Raw genomic sequence first — 19,786 nt, forward strand, 5'->3', positions numbered from 1 at the left:
ATCTGCCGGTCGAATGTTCTAGCGTGTAAGGGCAGGTATAGCCGACGGCAACGGAGGGCACCGATGGATCATCGTACAAAAGGTTTCACGCTGGTCGAGGTGCTGATCACCCTCGCGGTTTTTCTGATCCTGATCACGATGGCCGTGCCGATGTTTACCCGTTCGGTGCAAGGCACCCGGGCCGATACCGAGATCGGCGACTTGCAGCGAGGGCTCAATTACGCACGGCTGGAGGCCATCGACCGGGGCATTACTACGCGGCTGCGCCCAACGGCGGGTGGCAGTGTCTGGACCGGGGAACTGACGGTCTACGACAGTACTGGCACACCGGCCAATGTATTGCGGGTTGTTCCGGCGATGAGCAGCGGTGCGACTCTGACGCTAACCTCAGGAGTGACCACCATCGATTTCAACAATCTGGGCGGTTTGTCGGCACCGTCCTCGGCGGTGGTGATCAGTTATGTGTTGGGGGCGCAGAGCAGGACGCTGAATGTGTGCTTGAACGGACGGATTCTACTGGGTGGAAGTTGCGGATGAGGGAACGGAGCAAGGGTGCTCAGGAGGGCATGACGCTGATCGAGGTACTGGTCGCGTTGCTGATTCTGACGGTGGGGTTGTTGGGGGCGGCGGCGGTTCAGTTGAACGCGCTCAAGTACACCGACAGCTCGCGAATGACCAGCCAGGCGAGTTTTATCGCCTACGACATGATGGACCGCATCCGCGCCAACTCCGGCGCCGACTATACCGTCACGCCTCCGACGTCGGGCAACCTGAGCGTTGCCCGGGATCAGGATCTCTACGATTTCACCACCAACATCGTCAACTTCGGCGGTGCGAGCGCCACTGGCAGCGTTACGCTGAATCTGCGGGTGTACACCATCACCATCACCTGGGATGACTCGCGAGCCGCTAATGTCGCCAACACGCGTCGCAGTTTCGTTCTGACCAGTCGCGCCACCGCCGACCCGGTGACGACACCATGAAACATTACAGCCGAGGCTTTGGCCTGATCGAATTGATGATTGCGCTGATACTGAGCCTGATCGTGGTGCTGGGTGTGGCGCAGATTTTCATCTCGGCCAAAAACACCTACGTCAGCCAGAACACCGCGGCCGGCATGCAGGAAGATGCGCGGTTTGTATTGAGCAAGATGATTCAGGAAATCCGCGGGGTCGGTATGTTCGGTTGCCTGACGACTGTCACTGACGCCAGTTCGGCGGGTGATTTCAATGCCAGTCAGTTAGCGCCGATCAGTTGGGACAACACCAATCTCAAGCTCACGCTGGTCACGGCAGATGTGGGTGGTAACGGCGGGACGCCGACCTGGACGGTAGTTTCCGACTGTCGAAACAGTGCGTCGGCCTACACGGGCGTGCGGGCACCGGCCTCCGGGCAAATGGCTTTCCCGATTCGCCGGTTGATTTACAGCTTCAGCAACAACCAACTGTTGATGGGCGTCGGCAGCGGCACGCCGACCCAGGCGGTGCTGGTCAACAACGTCAGCGCATTCAACGTGTCGTTCGGTGTCGCCACCAGCACCACTGACGTGGGGGCCTCCAGTTACAGCAGCAACCCGGCCAACCCCGCGCTGATCCGCAGTGTTCGCCTGACCTTGACCCTGACCGATCCCAACAACCGCGTGCGCAATCAAACTTTCAACGTGGTTGCCGCTTTGCGCAACCGGCTTCAGTAGGTGAGTGCCGGATGAGAACCCTGACAAAAATGCAAAAAGACCAACAGGGAATGGCCTTGTTGATCAGCCTGGTGTTTCTGTTGCTGCTGACGTTGATCGGAATTTCATCGATGCAAAACGCGACCCTCCAGGAAAAAATGGCCGGCAGCGTGACCCTGCGCAATCAATCCTTTCAACTGGCCGAGATGAACTTGCGCATCGGCGAAAGCGCGGTGCAACTGGCAACCTATACGCTGGCAGTGTGCGGCTCCACGGCTCAATGCGCGCCGCCGGCTGAATCCTCAACGGTGACCGGTGCCGGGCTCAACTCCACGTCGGGGGTCAATTGGATCGCCGCCGGCGGCGGTTTTTATGGGGTGCAGAACATCGGCACCACGCTGACGGCCATCAATGTGCCGAGCAACACCTCGGCGACGCTGTATCGGGTCACGGCGGTGGGCATCGTGGGTAACAACATTCGCAGTGTGGTGGAGAGCGTCTATGCCAAGTATTGATGCTCGAGGTCGCTGGAGCCGACGATGGGCGCAAGTGGTTTGCGGCGCCTTATTGGCCTTGTACCTGGCGGCGCCGGCCTATGCCTTCACGCCATCGGATTCACCACTGTTGAGCGCCGCCGCCGTGCCGCCGAATGTCATGCTGCTCATCGACGATTCGGGGAGCATGAACACTATCATCTATGCGGCGGGATTTGATCCGACAGTGACGGGCCGAACGCCGGCCAGGCAGTGTAATTTGTTCCTGGGGTTATGTTTTAGCGGAAGCGATATCGTCGGTGATTCGATCTTTCTTTCAAGCCTTCCCCAGTCCGGTTGCTCCAGCAATGCCTACGCCTTTTACAACAACAGCCTGACCCCTCAATGCATCAAGCTTCCGGACCCTGTCGGTAATGGCAACACCCGATATACCGGCGACTACCTTTCTTATCTGGTGGGCCTGGCGAACGGCAGCAACCGTGACTTCACTAACGGTTCGATTCCCAACGACTATCGAGTCAACGTTGCGCGCAACGTTTCCACGGCATTGGTGACCAGTAACCGGGGCTTGCGTATCGGTTTGTCGACCTTCAATCCGCCTACCGGCAACAGCCCTGCAAACGGCGGATATATCGCACGTTCCATCAGCGATCTGGCGGTCGTCACCGGCAGCGTCACCCAGTCTCAAGCTGACAACAATTACAACAACTTGATCTCAGCCATCAACAACTTGAGCGCCATCGCCAACACGCCATTGGCCGAAACCTACTACGAAATCACCCGTTACTTTCGTGGCATGACGCCGTACTACAACTCGACGCCGACAACCTACACCAGCCCGATCCAGTACCGCTGCCAAAAGAATTACGGCGTGGTGATCACCGATGGCTTGCCGACTTACGACCGCACGTTCCCGACCAACGACCCTCTGGGCAGCAGCCGTTTGCCGAACTGGGACGGGATCAACAATGACGGCAACAACCTCAATGGCGACAACGAGGGCGATACGCTGTATCTGGACGATATCGCCAAGTTCGCCTTCGACATCGACATGCGTTCGACCGGTACGGATCTGGCGGGCAAGGCCTGGAATTCCGCGGATTTCCCAAAGCAGAACATGAACACCTATACCGTCGGATTCACCTCGTCCAACCAGATGTTGTCGGATGCAGCGGCTTACGGCCAAGGCTTGTATTACCAGGCTAACGACGCTGCCGGCCTCAACGCGGCGTTGTCTTCTGCCCTGAGTAACATCACCTCCAAGGCTGGATCCGGCGGGAGTGGTGTCACCAGCAGCAGCACGCTGGCCAGCGGTTCGAGTTACTACCAGACCACGTACGACCCCAAGGACTGGCGCGGGACGATCAAGTCCTATGGTTTCACCACTAGCGGTTCGGTGAACACCGCAGCGGTGTTATGGACCACCGACACGGTCATCGTGCCTGGCGCTACGGCCCCGATCTACCAGTCCTGGAACAGCCTTACCAACGCTGTGATTACCCTGGCCTACAGCAACTTTTCCCCGGCCCAGCAAACGTCACTCGGCTTGAGCCTGCCGACCGGCATCGTCGGCAATGATCTGGTGGAATGGAGCAAGGGCACCAACAAGACCGGGCTGAAAGTACGCACGGTGCTACTGGGAGACATCATCAACTCGCCGCTGGCACTGGCTTCGCCCACAGACCAAACCGCTTCGGACCTGGTGGGCGACTCCACTTACACCGCCTACCTGGCAACCAAAGCGGCCAACATGAGCGCCAGCCTGGTGGTCAATGCCAACAACGGCTTCCTCAACGTTATCAACGCGGCCAACGGCGCCCGACGTTTTGCCTATATGCCTTCGAGTGTGTTGCCATCGTTGCACTACATCGCCGATCCCGCCTACATCAACGGGGTGAGCCACAAGTTTCTGGTCGATGGTCAGGTCGGCGTGTTCGATATGCAACTCAACAGCGCCTGGAAAACCCTGGCCCTTGGCGGTGTAGGGGCCGGTGGCAAGACGTTCTACGCCGTGCAGTTGTTCGATGCCTCGGCGGGCAATGTATTCAATGCGTTGTGGGAAATCAGTGCGCCGACCACTGCGAACACGGCAAACGTTTTCAATGACCTGGGTTATGCCTATGCCCGCCCCGAAGTGGCACGCTTGGCCGATGGGCGCTGGGCGGCATTCATCTCCAATGGTTATGGGAGCAATTCCGGTGTCGCGGCGTTGTATGTGGTGGATGTTCGTGACGGTTCGCTGATCAAGAAAATCGTCATCGACAGTACCGAAACCACCAACGGCTTGTCGTCGGTGAAGCTCAAGGTCAACTCGCAGAACGTGGTGCAGGCCGCTTATGGCGGCGACTTGAAAGGGCGCATGTGGAAGTTCGACCTGAGCGGCGCGACGACCGACACCTGGGGCGTGGCCTTTTCCGGCAAGCCGTTGTTCACGACTCCCGGTGGCACCACTCAGCCGATTACCGCGCAACCGCTGCTGGCGGACAACTCCCTGGGCGGCAAGGAAGTGTTTTTCGGCACCGGCAAATTCAACGAGACCACCGACAAGACCAGTAAGGATCTCCAGGCCTTTTACGCAGTCTGGGATGCCAATGGCGGCGCTGGTCAACTGACCGTGTCGAGTTTGCAGGCACAGGCGGTGACCGGAGTGACCACCAGCAGCACCGGCGGGCAGTTCATCACCACGACTCAGAATGAAACGACTTACCCGGCGGAGCAGGGCTGGTACCTGCCGCTGGTTTACAACAACGTGCTGACGGGTGAGCGGGTGATCAATCAGGCCAGTCTGGTGGCTGGTCGGATCGTGTTCACCACGGCCAGCGTGGATACCACCGACCCTTGCGCCAGTTTCGGCACCGGCAAACTGGTCGAACTGGATGCATTCAGCGGTAAGATGCTCAACTACGCAGTGCTCGACACCAATGGTGACGGGGTGGTCGACAGCAACGATGCGATTTCCAGCGGGGTGATTTTCACCGGTGGTATTCCAACGCTGAACGCGGTCGTCAACAATGCGTCCCGCAAGATCGTGAACGACTCCAGCGGCGGCATCACCTCCCTTGTGGAGAAACCCGGCGGTGGCGGCAGCCGTCGCATCATGTGGCGACAAATACAGTAAGTGAGAGTTGAGGCAATGCGCAGATCCAACCGAGGTTTTACCCTGATCGAAATCATGATCGTGATTGCGATCATCGGGATAATCGCCACCATTGGCTATCCGAGCTTCACCGAATACGTGAAAAAGGGCCGTCGCGCCGACGTGGTCGGGCTGCTTTCCGATCAAGCGCAGATTCTTGAGCGGTTCTATTCAAAAAATAACGTTTACACCAACGTCACAGGCCTGAGCGCGGGTAACGACTACTACACCATTACACCGACCATCACCGATCAGACCTTCCTCGTGACGGCTGTGCGCAAGGTCGGCGCGGCCATGGCTACTGACAAGTGCGGCGATTTCACCATCACCAGTACCGGCGTCAGAGGCATGGTCAACGCCCAGGCCGGGCTGGTCACCAAGGATTGCTGGGGTCGCTGAGTTTCTTTTTCGGGTGCCTCTTGCGCCCTCTGTCTATTGAACGGTTGGATCAGAACATGAGCAGGCAACAGCAAGTGGTGATTGTCGGCGGCGGGGTGATCGGCCTGCTGACCGCATTCAATCTCGCGTCCGAAGTACAGAGCGTTGTGCTGCTGGATCGCTCGAACGTCGGCCAGGAGTCATCGTGGGCCGGGGGTGGCATCGTTTCGCCGCTCTATCCGTGGCGCTACAGCCCGGCGGTTACTGCGTTGGCTCACTGGTCCCAGGATTTCTATCCACAGCTGGGTGAAAGGCTTTTTGCCGCCACCGGTGTCGACCCCGAAGTGCACACAACCGGGCTGTACTGGCTGGACCTGGACGACGAGGCCGAAGCGCTGGCCTGGGCCAAGCGGGAAAATCGTCCGCTACGGGCTGTGGATATCTCGGCGGCTCATGACGCTGTGCCTGTCTTGGGTAGCGGTTTTTCCCGGGCGATCTACATGGCCGATGTGGCCAATGTGCGCAACCCACGGCTGGTGAAGTCCTTGAAAGCGGCGCTGGTGGCGCTGCCGAACGTGACGATCCATGAGCAGTGCGAAGTCAGCGGGTTTATCCGTGAAGGCGATGCGGTGGTCGGGGTGCAGACATCAACGGGTGCGATTTATGGTGATCAGGTGGTGCTGACGGCCGGAGCCTGGAGCGGCGACTTGCTCAAAAGCCTTGGCCTGGAGCTCCCGGTCGAGCCGGTCAAAGGCCAGATGATTCTCTACAAATGCGCGGCGGACTTCCTGCCGAGCATGGTGCTGGCCAAGGGGCGATATGCTATTCCGCGACGCGATGGGCATATCCTGATCGGCAGTACGCTGGAGCACGAAGGATACGACAAGACCCCGACCGAATCGGCGCTGGAAAGCCTGAAAGCCTCGGCCGTGGAGTTGATTCCGGCGCTGGCGGATGCCGAGGTGGTGGGCCACTGGGCCGGGTTGCGGCCGGGTTCGCCAGAAGGCATTCCCTACATTGGCCGGGTGCCAGGGTTTGACGGGCTCTGGCTCAATTGCGGGCATTATCGCAATGGGCTGGTGCTGGCACCGGCGTCGTGTCAGTTGTTTGCGGATGTGATGCTGGGCAGGGCGCCGATCATTGATCCGGCACCGTATGCGCCGGTTGGGCGGATCTAGTCGCAGGATCTTTGTCGACTGTCAGATCGCATTCGCGAGCAAGCCCGCTCCCACATTGGAACTTCGGTGAACATATTATTTGTGAACACTGGAGATCAAAGTGGGAGCGGGCTTGCTCGCGAAGGGGCCCTCAATCCAAACCGAGTTTCTTCAGCCTGTAGCGCATCGACCGAAACGACAGATTCAGCCGCTGCGCCGCCGCCGTGCGGTTCCAGCGGGTTTCTTCCAGCGCCTGGAGGATGAGTTTGCGTTCGACGTTTTCCAGATAATCTTCCAGATTGTCGATCCGGGTCAGGTCCGGCACGCCGGCTTCGGCAGCGCAGTTACCGTCGGCCAGGCGCAAGTCGCTGGCTTCGATCTGTTTGTTCTCGCACAAGGTGTGGGCGCGTTCGAGCATGTTCTCCAGTTCCCGCACGTTGCCTGGGAAGCGGTAGCTTTTCAGCGCATCAAGGGCTAGCGGGTGGAGTTTTGTCGCGGGTTGGCCGGTGCCGGCCGCCAGGCGCTTGAGTACATGGCTGGCGAGTGTCTCGATATCGTCCCGGCGTTCACGCAGGGGCGGCACCCGCAACTCGATCACGTTGAGCCGATAATACAAATCCTGACGAAAACGTTCGGCACTGACTTCGGCGTCGAGGTCTTTATGGGTGGCGCAAAGGATGCGTACATCGACCACGGTTTCCTGCTGGCCGCCGACGCTGCGCACGGCTTTCTCCTGAATCGCCCGCAGCAGTTTGACCTGCATCGCCAGCGGTAAATCAGCCACTTCATCGAGGAACAGAGTGCCGCCATGGGCTGCCTGGAACAGGCCTGGTTTGTCTTCGATGGCGCCGCTGAAACTGCCTTTGCGATGGCCAAAAAATTCGCTTTCCATCAATTCCGACGGTATCGCCCCGCAGTTGACCGGGACGAAGGGACGATTGGCGCGCGGGCCTTGTTCGTGAATCAGACGAGCGACCAGTTCCTTGCCGCTGCCGGATTCACCGCTGATGTACACCGGTGCCTGGCTGCGGGCCAGCTTGTCGATTTGTTTACGCAGGCTGCGCATGGGCAACGAATCGCCGAGCAATCGTCGATCGATGGCGGTACTGGTGCCACCGGGTGCGGGCAGGCGCAGGGCAATGGTGACCAGTTCCCGGAGCCGGGTCAGGTCCACCGGTTTGGTCAGAAAGTCGAAGGCACCAGCCTTGAGGGCGTTGATGGCGGTTTCCAGGCTGCCGTAGGCGGTGATCATCGCCACCGGCACTTGGGCGTAACGTTGCTGGATGTGCTGCACCAGTTCCAGACCAGTGCCGTCCGGCAGGCGCATGTCGGTCAGGCACAGGTCGAATGACTCCCGGGCCAGCAGGGCTTGGGCTTCGCCAAGGTTGCGGGCACTGAAAGTGTCGAGTTTCATCCGTCCCAGGGTGATTTCCAGGAGTTCGCGGATATCCGGTTCGTCGTCGACGATCAGGACTTTTTGCCGTGGGCTCATGTTCAACTTTGTTTCCGTCCGTGTGCAAAGGTGATGCGAAAGCAGCCGCCGCCTTGGCGTGGTTTGAAGTCTAGGCGCGCCTGGTTGCTTTCGCACAGCTCACGGGACAGATAAAGCCCCAGGCCAGTGCCCTGGCTGCTGGTGGTGAAGAAGGGTTCGAACAAGTGCGCCTGCTGGTCCGGCGCCACGCCGGGGCCATTGTCCTGCACCTCGAGGACCGGCAACTGGCTGTCGGGGTCGACAAACAACTCAAGCCAGACCTCTGCCTGTTTATGAATCAGGGCGCTGTGACGCCAGCCATTGCGCAACAAATTGTCGAGTATCTGGGACAGTTGATTCGTGTCCATCAGCGTTGTGACATGGCCGGCGCCGATGCGCAGGTGAATGGTCTGGCGTTCGGTCGCGGTCTCGCGGGCTTCGGCGACGAACCGCGCAAGCCACGGCTTCAGATCGAGCCGTTGCGGCGTGGTTTGCTGACGGCGGGACAGTTGCAGGACGTTTTCGATAACCCGATTCATTCGCTGAGAGTGGTCTTGAATAATCTGGGTCAGACGTCTATCCGCGCCGTTCAGTTCCTCGGATTCCTGCAGCAACTGTGCGGCATGACTGATGGCGCCCAGCGGATTACGGATCTCGTGGGCGATACCGGCGGTCAGGCGACCCAGGGCGGCGAGTTTCAGTTGCTGGGCCTGCTGGGAGATCTGGGCGAGGTCTTCGAGAAAGACCAAGGTCTGATGATGGGGGCTTTGGTCCAGGGCAATGAAGCTTGGTTGCAGCTCGAGGCCGGAACTGGCGATTTTCAGACTTTGGGGTCGCAAGGTCGGGTTGTTGAACCACAGTTGCAGGCGTTCGACCAAGGTCGGTGAATAATCATCGATCAACTCGCCGTCGAGGTGGTCCTGGCCCAGTTGGGACCGGGCGCTGTGGTTGGCCAGTTGCACCCGCCGCTGGTCATCGAGCACCAGGATGCCGGTGCGCATACGTTGCAAAATCAGCGCGTTCAGGGCTTCAAGGCCGACCACTTCGCTGGCCCGCTGCTCGGCCAGGTGTTCGCTGACCTCCAGACGTCGGATCAGACCTTGCACCAGCAATGCCGCGGCAAAGCACAGGGCGCCAAGCGTGCCGGCTTGCAGGTAGTCGTTGGGGCTGGTGGGGCGGCTGAAACTCAGCAGGAAGCTCAAACCGACAATGCCAATGGCCGCGACTGCGGCGATCAGCAAGCCAATACGCCCGCGCAACAGGGTGTTGCCGATGGCCACGGACACGATCAGCAAATTGCCAATGGCGCTGGCCGCACCGCCGGCAGCGTAGAACAGGCCGCACAGCAGCAATACATCGGCCAGGGCCAGGCTGAACAACTGCCCGGGACGGCGGGTATTCTCCAGGAACACCACCAGCAGAATATTCAGTACCAGGTACAACCAGCTGCCACTGCGCAGCAGGTCGTTATTGGCGAGCGTCAGCAACTGGTTGTCCATGTTGCTGGAGATCAACAGCACCAAGGTGATGCCGATACTTAAACGGTAGAGATGATAGAGGCGCAGCAGTCGCTGGGCTTGTTTGCTGCCGGGGCTGGAAGCCTCAGCGATCACTGGAGCCCGGGCCTTGCTCGAGGTGAGCCTGGCTGCAATACCACTGTTGTTGAAGACTCAGCGCACGGTCGCGAGGCAGGTGCACGCCGCAGTGGGCGCAGCGAACCATCGGTGCAGCTTCCAGTTCGGCGTTGGGCCGAGCGGCAGACGCCGGGCTTTTGAACTTGCGCCAGAACCATACCGCAGCGGCAATCAGGGCGATCCAGAACAGTAAACGAAGCATGGCGGGCTGCTTTATGAATGATGATCAGGCAGTTTAGCCAAGGACATGGCGGGCGCACAGCGTAATAAGCGCTTCACAAAAAAAAGGGCCATAAAAAAGGGAGACTCGAAAGTCTCCCTTTTTGCGTAACCATAGGTGTTAGTCGAACACACCAAAGGTCATGTAGCTGAACCACGAACGGTCGCTGTTGTTGCCTTCCGCTTCGTGTTGTTCTTCCTGGATCACTTCGCCGTTGCCATCTTTAGGCTTGAGCTCGCTAGGAATCGAATCTTTCGCGTCCTGGAACTGCTTCTGCACGTCCTGGTTGGCGCGGGTTTCGCCCGGTGGCAGCGGCGGACGGGATTCGATCAGGCCCAGGGTCGCCTTGCTCAGCCACGAACGGTTGTCCGCTTCGGCTACCGATGGCTTGAACTGACCGTCCACCAGGCTTGGGTGGTTCGGGTAGTTGAGCTTCAGGGTTTCGAGGCTGGTGTTGGCCAGTTCGTCCAGGTGCAGACGCTGGTAGGACTCGACCATCACCGCCAGGCCGTCACCGACCGAAGGGGTTTCCTGGAAGTTCTCCACGACATAACGACCACGGTTCGCGGCGGCGACGTAGGCCTGACGAGTCAGGTAGTAGTCGGCAACGTGAATCTCGTAGGAGGCCAGCAGGTTGCGCAGATAAATCATGCGCTGCTTGGCATCCGGCGAGTAGCGGCTGTTCGGGTAGCGGCTGGTCAGCTGGGCGAACTCGTTGTACGAGTCGCGGGCAGCGCCCGGGTCACGCTTGGTCATGTCCAGCGGCAGGAAGCGCGCCAGCAGGCCGACGTCCTGGTCGAAGGAGGTCAGACCCTTGAGGTAATACGCGTAATCCACGTTCGGATGCTGTGGGTGCAAACGAATAAAACGCTCGGCGGCAGACTTGGCAGCCTCAGGTTCGGCGTTTTTGTAGTTGGCGTAGATGAGCTCGAGTTGAGCCTGATCAGCGTAGCGCCCGAACGGATAACGCGACTCCAGGGCCTTCAGCTTGGCTGTGGCACTGGTGTAGCTACTGTTATCCAGATCTTTCTGAGCCTGCTGGTACAGCTCGACTTCGCTAAGGTTTTCGTCTACGACTTCCTTCGATGAGCAAGCAGCGGTCAATGCGAGGATGGCGATCAGCAGCAGGTGTTTCACTTGCATGGCGGCTTGCGTCCCTATGACGGCCGCTGTCTTGGGCGGGGCCGTCCTGTTATGATGAGCGCCCCTTTGAATAGCATCGGGGCAAAAGACGCCGTATTTAACCACAAGCGCGCAGCCGAAACCAAAGGCTGTGCCGACGCCTAGTCTGAGCATGTCCGATAAAATTGAACTTCGCGCAGAGGTGCCGTCCGAATTGGGCGGCCAACGCCTCGATCAAGTCGCCGCACAATTATTCGCTGAGCACTCGCGCTCGCGCCTTTCCGCCTGGATCAAAGACGGCCGCCTGACTGTGGATGGGGCGGTTATCCGCCCGCGAGACATCGTTCATGGTGGCGCCATTCTTGAGCTAACCGCCGAGCAGGAAGCTCAGGGCGAATGGATCGCTCAGGACATTGAGCTGGACATCGTCTATGAAGATGACGACATCCTGGTGATCAACAAACCTGCGGGTCTGGTGGTGCATCCGGCTGCCGGTCACGCTGACGGCACCTTGCTCAACGCCTTGCTGCACCACGTGCCGGACATTATCAATGTGCCCCGCGCCGGTATCGTGCATCGCCTGGACAAGGACACCACTGGTCTGATGGTGGTGGCCAAGACCATTCAAGCGCAGACGCAGCTGGTAACACAGTTGCAGAGTCGCAGCGTCAGCCGGATCTACGAGTGCATCGTGATCGGCGTGGTTACCGCCGGCGGCAAAATCAACGCGCCGATCGGTCGTCACGGCCAGCAACGCCAGCGCATGGCGGTGATGGAAGGTGGCAAGCAAGCCGTCAGCCACTACCGCGTGCTCGAGCGTTTCCGCTCCCACACTCACGTGCGGGTGAAGCTGGAAACCGGTCGTACGCACCAGATTCGTGTGCATATGTCTCACATCAACTTCCCGTTGGTCGGAGATCCTGCCTACGGCGGTCGTTTCCGTATCCCGCCGGCAGCCAGTGTGACCATGGTCGAATCGTTGAAGGCGTTTCCACGTCAGGCACTGCATGCGCGGTTCCTGGAGCTGGATCATCCGACGACCGGTAAACGCATGAGCTGGGAATCGCCACTTCCGGACGATTTCGTCTGGTTGCTGACCCTGCTCAAGCAAGACCGTGAGGCGTTCATCGGATGAGCGACTGGCTGATTCCCGACTGGCCTGCGCCTGCCGGGGTGAAAGCCTGTGTGACCACCCGTGCGGGCGGCGTCAGTCTGGCGCCGTTCGACAGCCTCAACCTCGGCGATCACGTCGACGACAGCCCAGACGCTGTGGCCGAAAATCGCCGTCGCCTCACCGATCATTTCTCTATTCAACCGGCCTGGTTACAGCAGGTTCACGGCATTGCTGTGTCCCATGCTGACCCAGGTCTGGTAGCCACTGCCGACGCCAGTTGGACGGCGACGCCCGGTATCGCCTGCACGGCGATGACGGCGGATTGCCTGCCCGCACTGTTTTGCGACCGTGCCGGCACTCGCGTCGCGGCGGCCCATGCCGGCTGGCGCGGGCTGGCGGCGGGTGTGCTGGAGGCGACCCTCGACAGTCTGGCCGTGGCACCGCATGAGGTGCTGGTCTGGCTCGGCCCGGCCATAGGCCCGCAAGCCTTTGAAGTCGGCCCCGAAGTACGGGAAGTCTTCATCCAGCAACTGCCTGAGGCTGCTAAAGCCTTCGTTCCGAGTCAGAACGCCGGCAAGTTCATGGCCGACATCTATCAGCTCGCGCGTTTGCGTCTGGCCGCTCGTGGCGTCACCGCTGTTTATGGTGGCGGTTTCTGCACCGTGACCGATCCACGCTTCTTTTCTTACCGCCGCAGTCCACACACTGGTCGGTTTGCCTCTTTGATCTGGCTCGAAGACTAAGCTTCCCTGATCTACATCAACCGTATGACGCTTGAAACTCCCAGAATCGACCGCATCTAGTGAGGTATCTGGCAGGTTTCTTCACTCAGGATGGTTTTTTAGGTCCGGCCTGCTCAAAAGGAAGGTGACCCATGCGTATAGACCGTTTAACCAGCAAATTGCAGTTAGCTCTATCCGACGCCCAATCCCTGGCCGTCGGCCTCGATCATCCAGGCATTGAACCGGCGCACTTGATGCAAGCGATGCTTGAACAACAGGGTGGTTCGATCAAACCCCTGTTGATGCAAGTCGGCTTTGACGTCAACAGCCTGCGCAAAGAGCTGACCAAAGAGCTCGACCAACTGCCGAAAATCCAGAACCCGACCGGCGACGTGAACATGTCGCAAGATTTGGCGCGTCTGCTCAACCAGGCCGATCGCCTGGCCCAGCAGAAGGGTGATCAGTTCATCTCCAGCGAACTGGTGTTGCTCGCCGCCATGGACGACAACAACAAGCTCGGCAAACTGCTGCTCGGCCAAGGCGTGAGCAAGAAAGCCCTGGAAAACGCGATCAACAACCTGCGTGGCGGCGAAGCGGTTAACGACGCCAACCACGAAGAGTCGCGTCAGGCGCTGGATAAGTACACCGTCGACCTGACCAAGCGCGCCGAAGAAGGCAAGCTCGATCCGGTGATTGGCCGTGACGACGAAATTCGCCGGACCATTCAGGTTCTGCAGCGCCGTACCAAGAACAACCCGGTGCTGATCGGTGAGCCTGGCGTGGGTAAAACCGCCATCGCCGAAGGCCTGGCCCAACGGATCATCAACGGCGAAGTGCCGGATGGTCTCAAAGGCAAACGTCTGTTGTCCCTGGACATGGGCGCGCTGATTGCTGGTGCCAAGTATCGCGGCGAGTTCGAAGAACGCCTCAAATCCCTGCTCAATGAGCTGTCGAAGCAGGAAGGGCAGATCATTCTGTTCATCGACGAACTGCACACCATGGTCGGCGCCGGTAAAGGCGAAGGCTCGATGGATGCCGGCAACATGCTCAAACCGGCATTGGCTCGCGGCGAACTGCACTGCGTCGGCGCGACCACGCTCAACGAGTACCGCCAATATATAGAGAAGGACGCGGCCCTCGAGCGGCGCTTCCAGAAAGTATTGGTGGAAGAGCCGAGTGAAGAAGACACCATTGCTATCTTGCGGGGCTTGAAAGAGCGGTATGAGGTTCACCACAAGGTAGCGATCACCGACGGCGCGATCATCGCGGCGGCCAAGCTCAGCCATCGCTACATCACTGACCGTCAGTTGCCGGACAAGGCCATCGACCTGATCGACGAGGCTGCCAGCCGTATCCGCATGGAGATCGATTCCAAGCCGGAAGTGCTCGACCGTCTGGAGCGTCGTCTGATTCAACTGAAGGTGGAATCCCAGGCGCTGAAGAAAGAAAGCGACGAAGCGGCGATTAAACGCCTGGAAAAACTCCAGGTAGAAATCGTTCGCCTGGAACGTGAGTATTCGGACCTCGAAGAAATCTGGAACGCGGAAAAAGCCGAAGTCCAAGGCTCGGCGCAGATCCAGCAGAAAATCGAACAGTCCCGTCAGGAGCTGGAAGCTGCCCGCCGCAAAGGCGACTTGAACCGCATGGCCGAGCTGCAATACGGGGTTATCCCGGACTTGGAGCGCAGCCTGCAAATGGTCGACCAGCACGGCAAAAGCGAAAACCAGTTGCTGCGCAGCAAGGTGACCGAAGAAGAGATCGCTGAAGTCGTGTCGAAGTGGACCGGCATTCCGGTGTCGAAAATGCTCGAAGGCGAGCGCGACAAGCTGATGAAGATGGAAAGCCTGTTGCACCAACGTGTGATCGGCCAGGACGAAGCGGTGATCGCGGTCTCCAATGCGGTGCGGCGTTCCCGTGCCGGGTTGTCCGACCCGAATCGCCCGAGTGGTTCGTTCATGTTCCTCGGCCCGACCGGGGTCGGTAAGACCGAGCTGTGCAAGGCGCTGGCCGAATTCCTCTTTGATACTGAAGAGGCGATGATTCGCATCGATATGTCCGAGTTCATGGAGAAACATTCCGTGGCTCGACTGATTGGTGCGCCACCAGGCTACGTAGGCTATGAAGAGGGCGGTTACCTGACTGAGGCGGTGCGTCGCAAGCCTTACTCGGTAATCCTCCTGGACGAGGTCGAGAAGGCCCACCCGGACGTCTTCAACATCTTGCTGCAAGTGCTGGAAGACGGCCGACTGACGGATAGCCATGGCCGCACGGTGGATTTCAAAAACACCGTGATCGTCATGACCTCAAACCTGGGCTCGGTACAGATCCAGGAGTTGGTCGGTGATCGTGAAGCCCAGCGCGCGGCAGTGATGGATGCGATTTCCACGCACTTCCGGCCGGAGTTCATCAACCGAGTCGACGAAGTGGTGATCTTTGAACCGTTGGCGCGGGATCAGATTGCGGGCATCACCGAGATCCAGTTGGGTCGTCTGCGCAGTCGCCTGACCGAGCGTGAGCTGAAACTGGAGCTCAGCCCTGAGGCGATGGATAAGTTGATCGCAGTGGGTTACGACCCGGTCTATGGCGCACGGCCGCTCAAACGAGCGATCCAGCGCTGGATCGAGAACCCGTTGGCGCAGTTGATTCTGTCCGGTCGTTTCCTGCCGGGCGAGACGGCTGTCGGCATTGTAGAAAACGACGAAATCGTTTTCTCCTGAGCCGTAATGCCAGTGAAATAAAGAAGGCCTCGCATTGCGAGGCCTTTTTTTCGCCAGGCTGTTGAACTCTAAGGAAAAGGCTTGTAAAGTGCGCCCCGCAGTAAGTCACCCGGAAGGGTTTCTGCTCCCCAAGCAGAAATCTGAAATAAGTTGCAAATCATTAACTTGAATGCAATTTAGGGGGTTGACAGAGGTGCTTAAGATTGTAGAATAGCGCGCCTCAGACACACGAACGCAGCGATGCGAACGGGTCGAAGAGATGCAGCAAGCTTCACCGTTGTAAATTGAAATATGTAGTTCCGTGATAGCTCAGTCGGTAGAGCAAATGACTGTTAATCATTGGGTCCCAGGTTCGAGTCCTGGTCACGGAGCCAATTTCAAACCGGGGTATAGCGCAGTCCGGTAGCGCGCCTGCTTTGGGAGCAGGATGTCAGGAGTTCGAATCCCCTTACCCCGACCATTTTTGGGTCGTTAGCTCAGTTGGTAGAGCAGTTGGCTTTTAACCAATTGGTCGTAGGTTCGAATCCCACACGACCCACCATTTTTGAAACCAGTTAACGCTGGGATCAGATCTTAAGATCAGAGGCCAAAAGCGCTGATCGAAGAAGAAGGCGACTGAGAGGTCGCCTTTTTTTTACCGGGGTATAGCGCAGTCCGGTAGCGCGCCTGCTTTGGGAGCAGGATGTCAGGAGTTCGAATCCCCTTACCCCGACCATATTAAAAATCCTCGTATCGAAAGATACGGGGATTTTTTTTGTCTTTGAAAAAGTGAATACGCTTCAAGTCGTCGTACAACTTGCCGATAACGAGCCATCGGAGCGCAAACAGCGCTTCCCTCCCGCCCATAAAAAGAAAAGGCGCTCGTTATGTTTCTTCGTCAGCTGAATATTGCCCCTCGTGCAGCGCTGGGTTTTGCCTTGATTGCGGTGCTGGTGGCATTGCTCGGGGTATTTGCACTGGGGCAGATGTCGAGCATTCGTGACAGCGAGGTGGCGGTGGAAAGCCAGTGGCTGCCGAGCATCCGTGGCGGCGACGAGATTCGCGAGATCATGCTGCGCATTCGCACCATTTCCCTGCGCATGGCCCTGGACCAGGATCCGAAGAACATCGCGCAATACCGCAGCCAGATGGACACCCGGGACAAGGAGCTGAGCGACAAGATTGCCGCCTATGACAAATTGGTCAACACCGCTGAAGGCAAGCAGTTGTATGACCAATTCAAAAGCACCTTCGCCGCTTACCGCTCGGGCATCGCCCAGTCGTTCACCTTGGCCGAACAAGGTCGTCACGATGAGTTGACCAAGCTGCTGCTGGTGGACATGAAGACCGTGGTCGATGGTTCCGGCAAACAGCTCAATGACTTGGCAGATCTGTTCGCTAAACAAGTCGCCGCCGAAAGCCAGAATTCTGCAGCGCACTACGAAACATCGCGGACGATCGTCAGCCTGTTCATCGCCCTGGCGGCGCTGGCCACCGTCGGTTTGGCGATGTTGCTGACTCGCAGCATCGTGCGCCCCCTGAACGAAGCCTTGAATGCCGCAGAAAACGTGGCCCGAGGCGATCTCACCAACCCGATCCAGACCCATGGCAACGATGAAGTCAGCCGCTTGCTCAAGGCGCTGGCGACCATGCAGCAGAACCTGCGCGAAACCCTGCAAGGCATCAGCGGTTCGGCCACCCAACTGGCCACGGCGGCCGATGAATTGAACGCAGTGACTCTCGACAGCACCCAAGGCCTGCAACAGCAGAACAACGAGATCGAGCAGGCTGCCACCGCAGTCAATGAGATGACCACTGCCGTGGAGGAAGTCGCGCGCAATGCGGTGTCGACGTCTGACGCCACACGCCAGTCCAGCGAGTCGGCGCATCTGGGCCAGGAGCGAGTCAGCGAAACCGCCAGCGCCATCAGCGCCCTCGCCAGCGATGTACAACACACCGGCGAACTGGTGCAGTCGTTGGCCAATCAGTCCCAGGACATCGGCAAGGTGCTGGACGTGATTCGGGCCATCGCTGAGCAAACCAACCTGTTGGCGCTCAACGCTGCGATTGAAGCAGCGCGCGCGGGGGAGAGTGGTCGCGGTTTTGCGGTGGTCGCAGATGAAGTGCGGGCACTGGCGCATCGCACGCAGCAGTCGACCCAGGAGATCGAGCAAATGGTTCAGGGCATGCGCAGCGGGTCGAGCCTGGCGCTCGACTCCATGCAAGCCAGCGCTTCTCGGGCAGCCAGCACGTTGGTGTTGGCCGAGCGTGCCGGCGAGGCCTTGCAGACTATCACTACCTCGGTGCACGAGATTCACGAACGAAACCTGGTGATCGCCAGTGCGGCCGAAGAGCAAGCGCAAGTCGCGCGGGAAGTTGATCGCAACCTGGTGAATATCCGTGACCTGTCGGTGCGCTCTGCCGCTGGCGCCGATCAGACCAGCGCCTCCAGCCATGAACTGTCCAAACTGGCCAATGCACTGCAAGGCATGGTGCAACGCTTTCGGGTGTAAACGAAAGGCAGGTTAAACCGAGGTGAATGCATCGCGGGCAAGCCACGCTCCCACAATTGATCTTTGTTGGTCGCACATTTTGTGCGCGACGCAGATCCAATGTAGGAGCGAGGCTTGCCCGCGAAGAGGTCCTAACCAGCGCCGAAAATATTAGTGCAGTTTCAGCCGCGGCTCAGTCCCGCGCCCAATCTTGCTACCGAGCATCAACATCGCCGTCCGAAACGCGCCATACAACGCCATCTGATGCATCCGGTACAACGACACGTAAAACATCCGCGCCAGCCAGCCTTCCAGCATCACGCTGCCGGTGAGGTTGCCCATCAAGTTACCCACAGCCGAAAAACGCGACAGCGAGATCAGCGAGCCGTAATCGGTGTACTTGTACTCCGGCAATGCTTTGCCTTCGATCCGCAGCTTCAGGGATTTGGCCAGCAACGACGCCTGTTGATGCGCAGCCTGGGCCCGTGGCGGTACGTTGCGGTCGGTGCCCGGTTGCGGGCAAGCGGCGCAGTCACCGAAGGCGAAGATGTTCTCGTCGCGGCTGGTTTGCAGGGTCGGCAGCACTTGCAGCTGGTTGATGCGGTTGGTTTCCAGGCCATCGATGTCCTTCAGGAAACCCGGTGCACGAATCCCGGCGGCCCAGACTTTCAGGCTGGCGTTGATCACTTTGCCATCGGCAGTGATCAGGCTGTCGGCGGTGACTTCACTGACGGCCGCATTGGTCATGACGTTGACCCCGAGTTTCTCCAGGGTTTTATGCACAGGCCCGCCGATACGTTCCGGCAAGGCTGGCAGCACCCGTGGCCCGGCTTCGATCAGGGTGATGTGCATGTTTTCCGGTTTGATCCGGTCCAGACCGTAGGCTGCCAATTCATGGGCGGCGTTGTGCAGTTCTGCCGCCAGCTCGACGCCAGTGGCCCCGGCGCCAACGATGGCCACGCTGATTTGCTCCTCGACATCGGTTTGCCCGGCATGGGCGCGCAGGTAATGGTTGAGCAATTGCTGATGAAAACGCTCGGCCTGTTTGCGGGTGTCGAGGAACAGGCAGTGCTGCGCTGCGCCCTGGGTGCCGAAATCGTTGGTGGTACTGCCGACGGCAATCACCAGCGAGTCGTAGCCCAGTTCACGGGCCGGCACCAGTTCCACGCCGGCGTCGTCGTAGGTGGCGGCCAGCTGGATTTTTTTCTGTGCGCGATCAAGCCCGCTCATGCGCCCCAGCTGGAACTCGAAGTGGTTCCATTTCGCTTGGGCAACATAGTTGAGTTCGTCTTCGGATGAGTTCAGCGACCCTGCCGCCACTTCGTGCAACAGCGGTTTCCATATGTGGGTCAGGTTCGCGTCGACCAGCATCACACTGGCCGTGCCGCGCTTGCCCAGAGTCTTACCCAGACGGGTAGCCAACTCCAGACCGCCGGCGCCGCCGCCAACGATAACAATACGATGAGTCATGGGGATAT

At 59.1% G+C, this 19,786-nt stretch carries 16 protein-coding genes and 4 tRNA genes; 15 read left to right on the plus strand and 5 right to left on the minus strand.

The window, feature by feature from the left end:
• The first annotated feature begins 63 nt into the window (after nt 1-63).
• Genes AC1MEW_RS07840 through thiO form a run of 7 tightly spaced genes read left to right on the plus strand, consistent with a single transcriptional unit; the run spans nt 64 to nt 6,858 of the window.
• Nucleotides 64-537, plus strand: a complete 474-nt coding sequence (locus AC1MEW_RS07840; RefSeq protein ID WP_201198061.1) for a GspH/FimT family pseudopilin — start codon at nt 64-66, stop codon at nt 535-537.
• Nucleotides 534-983 carry a type IV pilus modification protein PilV gene (pilV, locus tag AC1MEW_RS07845; RefSeq protein ID WP_201198060.1) on the plus strand — a complete coding sequence of 150 codons (450 nt, stop codon included), beginning with the start codon at nt 534-536 and terminating at the stop codon, nt 981-983. The genes AC1MEW_RS07840 and pilV overlap by 4 nt, the downstream gene beginning before the upstream one ends.
• Complete coding sequence (locus AC1MEW_RS07850) at nt 980-1,693, plus strand: PilW family protein (RefSeq protein ID WP_201198059.1); 714 nt, start codon at nt 980-982, stop codon at nt 1,691-1,693. The genes pilV and AC1MEW_RS07850 overlap by 4 nt, the downstream gene beginning before the upstream one ends.
• An 11-nt stretch (nt 1,694-1,704) precedes the next feature.
• Entirely contained in the window at nt 1,705-2,187 is a 483-nt protein-coding gene (locus AC1MEW_RS07855) for a pilus assembly PilX family protein (RefSeq protein WP_322269687.1), read from the plus strand.
• The gene (locus AC1MEW_RS07860) at nt 2,174-5,284 is read left to right on the plus strand and encodes a pilus assembly protein (RefSeq protein WP_480425939.1); all 3,111 of its coding nucleotides are present in this window, start codon (nt 2,174-2,176) and stop codon (nt 5,282-5,284) included. Before AC1MEW_RS07855 ends, AC1MEW_RS07860 begins: the two co-directional genes overlap by 14 nt.
• A 15-nt stretch (nt 5,285-5,299) precedes the next feature.
• Nucleotides 5,300-5,701 carry a type IV pilin protein gene (locus tag AC1MEW_RS07865; protein ID WP_201198056.1) on the plus strand — a complete coding sequence of 134 codons (402 nt, stop codon included), beginning with the start codon at nt 5,300-5,302 and terminating at the stop codon, nt 5,699-5,701.
• 56 nt (nt 5,702-5,757) lie between these two features.
• Nucleotides 5,758-6,858 (plus strand): glycine oxidase ThiO, encoded by a 1,101-nt coding sequence (gene thiO / locus AC1MEW_RS07870; RefSeq protein WP_201198055.1) that lies wholly within the window; start codon nt 5,758-5,760, stop codon nt 6,856-6,858.
• A gap of 130 nt (nt 6,859-6,988) precedes the next feature.
• Here the strand turns inward: thiO and AC1MEW_RS07875 are convergent, their stop codons facing one another.
• From AC1MEW_RS07875 to AC1MEW_RS07890, 4 genes are all read right to left on the minus strand, one after another.
• The gene (locus AC1MEW_RS07875; RefSeq protein ID WP_480425942.1) at nt 6,989-8,329 is read right to left on the minus strand and encodes a sigma-54-dependent transcriptional regulator; all 1,341 of its coding nucleotides are present in this window, start codon (nt 8,327-8,329) and stop codon (nt 6,989-6,991) included.
• Between the two features lie 2 nt (nt 8,330-8,331).
• On the minus strand, nt 8,332-9,921 hold the full coding sequence (locus tag AC1MEW_RS07880) for a sensor histidine kinase (RefSeq protein ID WP_480425944.1): 1,590 nt from the start codon (nt 9,919-9,921) through the stop codon (nt 8,332-8,334).
• Entirely contained in the window at nt 9,911-10,144 is a 234-nt protein-coding gene (locus AC1MEW_RS07885; protein ID WP_201255787.1) for a PP0621 family protein, read from the minus strand. The genes AC1MEW_RS07880 and AC1MEW_RS07885 overlap by 11 nt, the downstream gene beginning before the upstream one ends.
• Before the next feature lie 138 nt (nt 10,145-10,282).
• Nucleotides 10,283-11,305, minus strand: coding sequence for an outer membrane protein assembly factor BamD (locus AC1MEW_RS07890; RefSeq protein WP_201198051.1), 1,023 nt, complete (start codon nt 11,303-11,305; stop codon nt 10,283-10,285).
• Nucleotides 11,306-11,456: 151 nt separating this feature from the next.
• Here AC1MEW_RS07890 and rluD point away from each other — a divergent pair, with 151 nt between their 5' ends.
• From rluD to AC1MEW_RS07930, 8 genes are all read left to right on the plus strand, one after another.
• Nucleotides 11,457-12,419, plus strand: coding sequence for a 23S rRNA pseudouridine(1911/1915/1917) synthase RluD (gene rluD / locus AC1MEW_RS07895; protein WP_201198050.1), 963 nt, complete (start codon nt 11,457-11,459; stop codon nt 12,417-12,419).
• Entirely contained in the window at nt 12,416-13,141 is a 726-nt protein-coding gene (gene pgeF, locus AC1MEW_RS07900) for a peptidoglycan editing factor PgeF (RefSeq protein WP_480425947.1), read from the plus strand. The genes rluD and pgeF overlap by 4 nt, the downstream gene beginning before the upstream one ends.
• Nucleotides 13,142-13,272: 131 nt before the next feature.
• Complete coding sequence (clpB, locus tag AC1MEW_RS07905; RefSeq protein ID WP_201198048.1) at nt 13,273-15,837, plus strand: ATP-dependent chaperone ClpB; 2,565 nt, start codon at nt 13,273-13,275, stop codon at nt 15,835-15,837.
• Between the two features lie 298 nt (nt 15,838-16,135).
• Nucleotides 16,136-16,211: transfer RNA gene (locus AC1MEW_RS07910), tRNA-Asn, on the plus strand.
• Nucleotides 16,212-16,220: 9 nt separating this feature from the next.
• Nucleotides 16,221-16,297: transfer RNA gene (locus tag AC1MEW_RS07915), tRNA-Pro, on the plus strand.
• Nucleotides 16,298-16,302: 5 nt separating this feature from the next.
• A tRNA-Lys gene (locus tag AC1MEW_RS07920) sits at nt 16,303-16,378 on the plus strand.
• A 97-nt stretch (nt 16,379-16,475) separates the two neighbouring features.
• Nucleotides 16,476-16,552: transfer RNA gene (locus AC1MEW_RS07925), tRNA-Pro, on the plus strand.
• 151 nt (nt 16,553-16,703) lie between these two features.
• Nucleotides 16,704-18,329, plus strand: coding sequence for a methyl-accepting chemotaxis protein (locus AC1MEW_RS07930; RefSeq protein WP_201198047.1), 1,626 nt, complete (start codon nt 16,704-16,706; stop codon nt 18,327-18,329).
• A gap of 150 nt (nt 18,330-18,479) precedes the next feature.
• Here AC1MEW_RS07930 and AC1MEW_RS07935 read toward each other — a convergent pair whose 3' ends face one another.
• Nucleotides 18,480-19,778, minus strand: coding sequence for an NAD(P)/FAD-dependent oxidoreductase (locus tag AC1MEW_RS07935; protein ID WP_323570325.1), 1,299 nt, complete (start codon nt 19,776-19,778; stop codon nt 18,480-18,482).
• Between the last annotated feature and the right edge of the window lie 8 nt (nt 19,779-19,786).

The organism is Pseudomonas sp. ASL4, from assembly GCF_056680395.1.

Bases quoted from the DNA above. Each gene is read 5' to 3' on its own strand.
- rluD (WP_201198050.1), top strand. From the start codon at position 11,457: ATGTCCGATAAAATTGAACTTCGCGCAGAGGTGCCGTCCGAATTGGGC.
- AC1MEW_RS07890 (WP_201198051.1), bottom strand. From the start codon at position 11,305: ATGCAAGTGAAACACCTGCTGCTGATCGCCATCCTCGCATTGACCGCT.
- pgeF (WP_480425947.1), top strand. From the start codon at position 12,416: ATGAGCGACTGGCTGATTCCCGACTGGCCTGCGCCTGCCGGGGTGAAA.
- AC1MEW_RS07860 (WP_480425939.1), top strand. From the start codon at position 2,174: ATGCCAAGTATTGATGCTCGAGGTCGCTGGAGCCGACGATGGGCGCAA.
- AC1MEW_RS07840 (WP_201198061.1), top strand. From the start codon at position 64: ATGGATCATCGTACAAAAGGTTTCACGCTGGTCGAGGTGCTGATCACC.
- thiO (WP_201198055.1), top strand. From the start codon at position 5,758: ATGAGCAGGCAACAGCAAGTGGTGATTGTCGGCGGCGGGGTGATCGGC.
- AC1MEW_RS07930 (WP_201198047.1), top strand. From the start codon at position 16,704: ATGTTTCTTCGTCAGCTGAATATTGCCCCTCGTGCAGCGCTGGGTTTT.
- AC1MEW_RS07935 (WP_323570325.1), bottom strand. From the start codon at position 19,778: ATGACTCATCGTATTGTTATCGTTGGCGGCGGCGCCGGCGGTCTGGAG.
- AC1MEW_RS07875 (WP_480425942.1), bottom strand. From the start codon at position 8,329: ATGAGCCCACGGCAAAAAGTCCTGATCGTCGACGACGAACCGGATATC.
- clpB (WP_201198048.1), top strand. From the start codon at position 13,273: ATGCGTATAGACCGTTTAACCAGCAAATTGCAGTTAGCTCTATCCGAC.
- AC1MEW_RS07885 (WP_201255787.1), bottom strand. From the start codon at position 10,144: ATGCTTCGTTTACTGTTCTGGATCGCCCTGATTGCCGCTGCGGTATGG.
- AC1MEW_RS07855 (WP_322269687.1), top strand. From the start codon at position 1,705: ATGAGAACCCTGACAAAAATGCAAAAAGACCAACAGGGAATGGCCTTG.
- pilV (WP_201198060.1), top strand. From the start codon at position 534: ATGAGGGAACGGAGCAAGGGTGCTCAGGAGGGCATGACGCTGATCGAG.
- AC1MEW_RS07865 (WP_201198056.1), top strand. From the start codon at position 5,300: ATGCGCAGATCCAACCGAGGTTTTACCCTGATCGAAATCATGATCGTG.
- AC1MEW_RS07850 (WP_201198059.1), top strand. From the start codon at position 980: ATGAAACATTACAGCCGAGGCTTTGGCCTGATCGAATTGATGATTGCG.